A 6,948-nucleotide genomic window follows, 5' to 3' on the forward strand; every position below is an offset into this window, starting at 1 on the left:
CCGGGCGCGCCGCCTCCCGGGCCAGCTCCACGCTGCTCGCCAGCAGCCGGGCGGCCTGCGCCCGGCCGACCCCGCGGCGCGCGAAGCCCTCGAAGCTCGCCTGGTAGCTCGCGGTTATCGCGACGTCGGCGCCCGCCGCGAAGTACGCCCGGTGCGCCGCCACCACCGCCTGCGGGTCGTCCGCCAGCAGCCGCGCCGACCAGAGCCCGTCCGAGAGGTCGTGCCCGGCCGCCGCCAACTGGTTCGACATCCCTCCGTCGAGCACCAGCGGACCGGCGGCCAGCGCGGCGGCGAAGTCCGGCGGGGGAGCAGTGGGCATGGCGTCCTCCTCGGGCAGAGTTCCTGGTCACAGCCTAGAGGCGGAGACCCCCGCCGGGCAGGAAAACCATTTGCCGCCGGGGAACGCACTCGCTACGTTGTGCTCAGCCCGAGAAGAACGGCCTGATCACAACGGCCGGAACAGACCTCGGACGACGATCCAGCACCGGCACGGCAGGCCCGGTGGCACCGGCGACGACGGAAAGGAGCCCGGCGATGGCAGCGGACGACCAGCCGCCCCCCACCGGGCCCCGGGCCGAGGAGGAGTGGCTCGCCGCGTACGACCCGCGCGCCTACACCCCGGTCGCCGTCACCGTGGACGTGGTCGCCCTGACCTTGCGCCACGGCGGCCTGCACGTCCTGCTCGTCGAACGCGGCGCCCCGCCCTACCAGGGCTGCTGGGCGCTGCCCGGCGGCTTCCTGCGCGCTGGCGAGGAGGGCCTGGACGAGGCCGCCGCCCGCGAGCTCGCCGAGGAGACGGGCCTGCAGAGCGCCTCCGAAGCCGAGACCAGGCTCTGCCGCCTCCATCTGGAGCAGCTCGGCACCTACGGCACCCCCGAGCGGGATCCGCGGATGCACGTCGTCTCGGTCGCCTACCTCGCCTTCGCCCCAGACCTGCCCGACCCCCAGGCCGGAACGGACGCCGCGGCCGCCGCCTGGCACCCCGTCTCCGACCTGGACCTCCGGCCCTGCGGCCGGTCCCGAACCGCCGGTGTGCCCGCCGACACCCACGGGGGTGGCGTCGACGGGCGCACCGGCCCCGGCCCGCTCACGCTGGCCTTCGACCACGCCCGCATCCTCGCCGACGGCCTCGACCGGGTGCGCGCCAAACTCGAGTACAGCCCGCTGGCCACCGCCTTCCTGCCGTACGACTTCACCATCCCCGACCTCCGCGCCGTCTACGAGGCGGTCTGGGACGAGAAGCTCCACCCCGGCAACTTCCACCGCAAGGTGCTGTCCGTGCCCGGCTTCGTCGAGAGCACCGGCACCACCACCGAGCGCGGCGGAGCCCGCGGCGGCCCCCGCGCCCGCACCTACCACGCCGGCGACGCCCGCCTGCTGCACCCCGCGCTGCTCCGCCCCGCCCGCGAAGGCACGGCCGACGACGACGCGACCGACAGCACAGCCGACGACGCGGGCTCCCGCTGAGGGTCCGCGGCCCCCGGCGGCACCCTCGGCCGACCGGGCTACCATCCGGCCATGACCACTGACGAAGCGACGACCGCCGACGAAGCCCAGCAGACCGCCCACCGGCCCTTCTCGCACTGCCACTTCTGCGGTACGCCCTACCCGGCCGACACCCGCGCCTGGCCGCGCACCTGCCCCGGCTGCGCCGAGATCAGCTACCGCAACCCGCTGCCCGTCGCGATCACCGTCCTCCCCGTCACCCGCCCCGACGCCGACCCGGCCCTGGTCGTCATCCGCCGCACCATCGAGCCCGGCTACGGCGAACTCGCCTTCCCCGGCGGCTACATGGACTACGGCGAGAGCTGGCAGCAGGCCTGCGTGCGCGAGCTGCACGAGGAGACCGGCATCACCGCCGACCCGGCGGAGGTCACCCTGATCCACACCGCCTCCGACCCCGACGGCCGCTTCGTGATGCTCTGCGGACTGCTCCCGGCCCGCCCGCTCGCCGACCTCCCGCCCTCGCGCCCCACCGACGAGACCGACGGCTGGCTGCTCGCCACCGCCGAAACCCCGCTCGTCTGGGACTTCCACAACGGCGTCCTGCGCCGCTGGTTCAGCGGCGAGTTCACCCCCCGCTGACCCACCGGCCGACCCTGGCGCGGCGGGCGATCACATGGCATGGTCTGCACCGACAGCCCAACCGGACGGGTCTGCCACGAGCGCTCCCGTCCCCACCACCGGCCGGGAGACCACCACCGTGAGCACCCCACCGCAGGACCAGCCGCTCTGGCGCCCCAACCCCGCTCGCGCCGCCGCCACCACCCTGGTGGCCTTCCAGGCCTGGGCCGCCGAACACCACGGCGCCCCGGCCGCCCCGCTCGCCCCGGCCGCCGACGACCAGCAGGCCGCCGAGCGCTACGCGGACCTGCACGCCTGGTCCACCGAGGACCTCGACCGGTTCTGGACCGCGATCACCCAGTGGTTCGACGTCCGCTTCACCCGGGCCCCCGAAGCCGTCCTCGCCGACGCCGCCATGCCCGGCGCCCGCTGGTTCCCCGGCGCCCGCCTCAACTACGCCGAGCACGCCCTGCGCGCCGCCGACGACCCGGCCAACGCCGACCGCCCCGCGATCCTCCACCTCGACGAGACCACCGAGCAGCCGGCCGTCCTCACCTGGTCCGAGCTCCGCCGCCAGGTCGGCTCGCTCGCCGCCGCCCTGCGCGCCCGCGGCATCGGCCCCGGCGACCGGGTCAGCGCCTACCTGCCCAACGTCCCGCAGGCCGCCGTCGCCCTGCTCGCCACCGCCGCCGTCGGCGCGGTCTGGACCAGCTGCGCCCCCGACTTCGGCGCCCGCAGCGTCCTCGACCGCCTCCAGCAGATCGAGCCCGCCGTCCTCTTCGCCATCGACGGCTACCACTACGGCGGCAAGGACCACGACCGCACCGAGGTCGTCGCCGAGCTGCGCCGCGAACTCCCCAGCCTGCACACCGTCGTGCACGTCCCGCTGCTCGGCGCGCCCGCCCCCGAGGGCGCCCTGCACTGGGACGACCTGGTCGCCGACGACGTGGAGCCGGTCTTCGAGCCCGTCCCCTTCGACCACCCGCTCTGGGTCCTCTACTCCTCCGGCACCACCGGCCTGCCCAAGGCCATCGTCCAGAGCCAGGGCGGCATCCTGCTCGAACACCTCAAGCAGGCCGGCCTCCACCTCGACCTCGGCCCCCGGGACCGCTTCCTCTGGTACACCTCCACCGGCTGGATGATGTGGAACTTCCTGCTGGCCGGCCTCCTCGTCGGGTCCACGATCGTCACCTACGACGGCAGCCCGGGCCACCCCGACACCGGCGCCCTCTGGTCCGTGGCCGCCCGCACCGGCGCCACCGTCCTCGGCACCTCCGCTGCCTACGTGATCGCCAGCCGCAAGGCCGAGCTCCACCCCGGCCGCGACCTCGGCCTCTCCGCCGTGCGCTGCATCGGCACCACCGGCTCCCCGCTCCCGCCGGACGGCTTCCGCTGGATCTACCAGGAGGTCAAGGAGGACGTCTGGCTCGCCTCCGTCAGCGGCGGCACCGACGTCTGCTCCTGCTTCGTCGGCGGCGTCCCCACCCTCCCGGTGCACCTCGGCGAGATCCAGGCCCCCTGCCTCGGCGCGGCCGTCGAGTCCTGGGACGTCCAGGGCCACCCGCGCACCGACACCGTCGGCGAACTCGTCGTCACCAAGCCCATCCCCTCGATGCCCACCGGCTTCTGGAACGACCCCGAGGGCACCCGGTACCACGACAGCTACTTCGACATGTACCCCGGCGTCTGGCGCCACGGCGACTGGATCACCGTCACCTCCCGGGGCACCGTCGTGATCCACGGCCGCTCCGACTCCACCCTCAACCGCCAGGGCGTCCGGATGGGCTCCTCGGACATCTACGAGGTCGTCGAGCGCCTCCCCGAGATCGCCGAGTCCCTGGTCATCGGCCTGGAGGAGCCCGACGGCGGCTACTGGATGCCGCTGTTCGTCGTCCTCGCCCCCGGTGCGGAGCTGAACGACGACCTGATCGGCCGCATCCGCACCTCGCTGCGCACCGAGCTCTCCCCGCGCCACGTGCCCGACGAGGTCATCGCCGTCGACGGCCTCCCGCACACCCTCACCGGCAAGCGGATCGAGGTCCCGGTCAAGCGCATCCTCTCCGGCACCCCGCTGGAGCAGGCCGTCAACCCCGGCTCCGTCGACCGCATCGAGCACCTGCGCTTCTTCGAGCGGCTCCGCCTCGACCGCCAGGCCTGACCGGCCCTGACCGGCCCCGGGGCACACGAAAGGGGCGCCCCCACCGTCCTGGTGGGAGCGCCCCTTCTCATGTCGCTACGTCGGCTGCTCGCCCTACTCGCCGGAGAGCACCTGCTGCGCGGCGGCCCGCGCCTCCTCGGCGCTGTCCGCGGCCCGGGCCGCCTCGGCCGCCCGGCGGCACTGCGCCAGCGTGTACTTGGCGAGCGTGGTCCGCACGTAGGGGATCGAAGCCGCGCCCATCGACAGGCTGGTGACGCCCAGACCGGTCAGCACCACGGCCAGCAGCGGGTCGGCGGCGGCCTCGCCGCAGACCCCGCAGCTCTTGCCGCTCACCCGCGCGGCGTCGGCCGCCGCGGCGACCAGGTCCAGCAGGGCCGGCTGCCACGGGTCCTGGAGCCGGGCCAGCGCACCGACCTGACGGTCGGCCGCGAAGGTGTACTGCGCGAGGTCGTTGGTCCCCAGCGACAGGAACTCGACCTCCTGGAGGATCGACCTGGCGCGCAGCGCGGCCGACGGGATCTCCACCATCGCGCCGAACTTGGCGTCCAGCCCGGCCTCCCGGCACGCGGCCGCGAAGTCCTTGGCGTCCTTGCGGTCGGCCACCATCGGGGCCATCACCTCGAGGTGCACCGGCAGGCCCTCGGCCGCCTTGGCCAGCGACCGGAGCTGGGTCCGCAGCACCTCGGGGTGCTCGAGCAGGGTGCGCAGACCGCGCACGCCCAGCGCCGGGTTCGGCTCGTCGGCCGGGGTCAGGAAGTCCAGCGGCTTGTCCGCGCCGGCGTCCAGCACCCGGACCACGACCCGGCCCTCGGGGAAGGCCTCCAGCACCTTGCGGTACGCCTCGACCTGCTTCTCGGCGCTGGGCGCCTTCGCCGAGTCGTCCAGGAACAGGAACTCGGTGCGGAACAGGCCGACGCCCTCGGCGCCGTTCTCCAGCGCGGCCGGCACGTCGGCCGGGCCGCCCACGTTGGCGAGCAGCGGCACCCGGTGACCGTCCGAGGTCTGCCCCGGGCCGGAGGAGGCGGCCAGCGCGGCCTTGCGCGCGGCGGCGGCCGCCCGCAGCTCGTCCTGCTTCTCCTGGGACGGCTCCAGCAGGACATCGCCGGAGCTGCCGTCCACCGCGACGACGGTGCCCTCGGCGACCTCGATCGCGCCGGGCAGCGCCACGACGGCCGGCACGCCCATCGCCCGGGCCAGGATGGCGCTGTGGCTGGTCGGCCCGCCCTCCTCGGTCACGAAGCCGAGCACCAGCGTCGGGTCGAGCAGCGCGGTGTCGGCCGGCGCCAGGTCCCGCGCGAACAGCACGTACGGCTCGTCGCTGTCCGGCACGCCCGGCATCGGCACGCCGAGCAGCCGGGCCACGATCCGGTTGCGCACGTCGTCCAGGTCGGCGACCCGCCCGGCCAGGTACTCCCCGGCGGAGGCGAGCAGCGCCCGGTAGGCCGCGAACGCGTCGTAGACGCCGCGCTCGGCGCTGCTGCCGACGGCGATCCGGCGGGACACGTCGGCCATCAGCTCGGGGTCCTGCGCCATCAGCGCCTGGGCCTCCAGCACGGCCTGGGCCTCGCCGCCCGCGAGGTTGCCGCGCGCGACGAGGTCGGCGGCGACCGCCTCGACGGCGGCCTGGGCGCGGGCCTGCTCGCGCGGGGCGTCCTCGGTCGGGATCTGGGTGGCCGGGGGCTCCAGCACCGCCGTCCCCATGTGCCGCACCTGGCCGATCGCGACCCCGTGGCTCACGCCCACGCCGCGCAGCGTCTTCTCCATGTCACTGTCTCCGCTGAGATGAGCGGCCCCGCCGGGAACCGCTGTGTGTGGGGGCCGCCCCGTCATCTCGTCCGGGGCGGGTGTCGGAAGGAAGGGGTCAGCTCCAGCTGAACAGCTGCTCGCCGGCCTTGGCCTCGCCGTCCTCCCGCAGGTCGCCGAGCGAGTCGGCGGTGGCCTCCAGCGCCACGATCGGCGAGATCGGCGACTTGCCGGCGGCCTCGACGGCGGCCGGGTCCCACTTGATGACGGCCTGACCACGGGTCACCGTGTCGCCCTTGTTGACGAGCAGTTCGAAGCCCTCGCCGTTGAGCTGAACGGTGTCGATCCCGAGGTGGGTCAGCACACCGTGGCCCTCGGCGTCCACGACGACGAACGCGTGCGGGTGCATGGAGACGACGACACCGTCCACCGGAGCGACCGCCGTGGTCTGCTCGCGAACGGGGTCGACCGCGGTGCCCGGGCCGACCATCGCACCCGAGAACACCGGGTCGGGCACGCCCGCGAGCCCCACGATCTTGCCGGTCAGCGGCGACGTCACAGTGGTCATGGTTGTGCCTCCCAAGTGCAGTACAGCGAGCGGCCGCGAGGAGCGGCGCGACGATCAACTGAAGCCTAATTCATGTCAACTTCGGACAACTGCTGACATTCCCGGGCGAAGACCCCGCCCTTGCCTACCTAGCCGGCCGGCGACTCACCGGCCCGCTAGTGGTCTAGTCCTCTGGCCGATGCGCCGCACTCTACAGGCATCTTGGCGAATCGAGACCATTGCTGTATATGCTCGCGAGAGCAACAAATCATGCCGCCGTCCGAGCGACCCCGGGTGCGCCCCGGTTCGCGCTCCGGCTGCCGACCCGCTATGGTTGGGCGAGTCGCCGCAACTCGGCGGTTAACGCCAGATTTCAGATGCAAAAACCCCCGGTAAACGGAACGGAAAGCATCTGGTAAGCTGGAAACACGAAAGA

General features: G+C 73.9%; 6 protein-coding genes. 3 read left to right on the plus strand and 3 right to left on the minus strand.

The genetic code is table 11. From position 1 onward, the window contains the following. The coding region (locus AE652_RS31370; protein ID WP_049657691.1) for a homocysteine S-methyltransferase family protein at nt 1-319 on the minus strand (319 nt) is incomplete at its 3' end. Between the two features lie 215 nt (nt 320-534). Here AE652_RS31370 and AE652_RS31375 point away from each other — a divergent pair. The 3 genes from AE652_RS31375 (at nt 535) to AE652_RS31385 (ending at nt 4,222) form a co-directional block, all read left to right on the plus strand. Beyond that, nucleotides 535-1,467, plus strand: a complete 933-nt coding sequence (locus tag AE652_RS31375; protein ID WP_049657693.1) for an NUDIX domain-containing protein — start codon at nt 535-537, stop codon at nt 1,465-1,467. A gap of 51 nt (nt 1,468-1,518) precedes the next feature. Beyond that, nucleotides 1,519-2,085: an NUDIX domain-containing protein gene (locus tag AE652_RS31380; RefSeq protein ID WP_049657694.1), complete on the plus strand. Its 567-nt coding sequence runs from the start codon at nt 1,519-1,521 to the stop codon at nt 2,083-2,085. A gap of 118 nt (nt 2,086-2,203) precedes the next feature. Beyond that, entirely contained in the window at nt 2,204-4,222 is a 2,019-nt protein-coding gene (locus tag AE652_RS31385) for an acetoacetate--CoA ligase (protein ID WP_049657696.1), read from the plus strand. A 93-nt stretch (nt 4,223-4,315) separates the two neighbouring features. Here AE652_RS31385 and ptsP read toward each other — a convergent pair whose 3' ends face one another. Both ptsP and AE652_RS31395 read right to left on the minus strand, forming a co-directional pair. After that, a complete protein-coding gene (gene ptsP, locus AE652_RS31390) occupies nt 4,316-5,986 on the minus strand; it encodes a phosphoenolpyruvate--protein phosphotransferase (RefSeq protein ID WP_049657698.1) in 1,671 nt (556 codons plus the stop codon). Nucleotides 5,987-6,083: 97 nt separating this feature from the next. Continuing rightward, entirely contained in the window at nt 6,084-6,533 is a 450-nt protein-coding gene (locus tag AE652_RS31395; protein ID WP_049657699.1) for a PTS glucose transporter subunit IIA, read from the minus strand. Nucleotides 6,534-6,948 lie beyond the last annotated feature (415 nt).

Origin of the sequence: Kitasatospora sp. MY 5-36 (assembly GCF_001182915.1) — a bacterium.
In the GTDB taxonomy this organism is placed as follows: domain Bacteria; phylum Actinomycetota; class Actinomycetes; order Streptomycetales; family Streptomycetaceae; genus Kitasatospora.

What these genes read in the sequence shown, in the direction of transcription:
- AE652_RS31375 (WP_049657693.1), top strand. Translation starts at nt 535, where the DNA reads ATGGCAGCGGACGACCAGCCGCCCCCCACCGGGCCCCGGGCCGAGGAG.
- AE652_RS31380 (WP_049657694.1), top strand. Translation starts at nt 1,519, where the DNA reads ATGACCACTGACGAAGCGACGACCGCCGACGAAGCCCAGCAGACCGCC.
- ptsP (WP_049657698.1), bottom strand. Translation starts at nt 5,986, where the DNA reads ATGGAGAAGACGCTGCGCGGCGTGGGCGTGAGCCACGGGGTCGCGATC.
- AE652_RS31395 (WP_049657699.1), bottom strand. Translation starts at nt 6,533, where the DNA reads ATGACCACTGTGACGTCGCCGCTGACCGGCAAGATCGTGGGGCTCGCG.